Here is a 253-nt window from a genome sequence, read left to right as displayed (position 1 = left end):
TGTGTATGTATTTTCATGTGTTACTCTTTAAGAAAGGGTCGAATTTAGAGCGGTAAAACATGAAGAATCAAATAGACGACTATTATGTATTTTGTCAGGTCGCAAAATACGGCAGTATGAAAAAAGCCAGTGAACGAGTAAAACTGCCACTTTCTACTGTAAGTCGACGAATTGTCGGGCTTGAACAAGGCTTGGGAGTCCAACTTTTCATTCGGAGTAAGAACAAACTAACTCTATCTAACCAAGGGGATAA

General features: G+C 38.3%; 1 protein-coding gene. It reads left to right on the top strand.

Annotation, left to right across the window (positions count from 1 at the left end):
• Positions 1-59: 59 nt before the first annotated feature.
• Positions 60-253: LysR family transcriptional regulator (locus AB4512_RS22785; RefSeq protein WP_372175806.1), on the top strand; the 194-nt coding region annotated here is incomplete at its 3' end.

It is taken from the genome of Vibrio sp. 10N.222.52.B7, from assembly GCF_041474275.1.
In the GTDB taxonomy this organism is placed as follows: Bacteria; Pseudomonadota; Gammaproteobacteria; order Enterobacterales; family Vibrionaceae; genus Vibrio; species Vibrio crassostreae_C.
The sequence above is the reverse complement of the archived record's forward strand: the minus strand, read 5'-3'. Positions and strand labels throughout refer to the sequence as shown.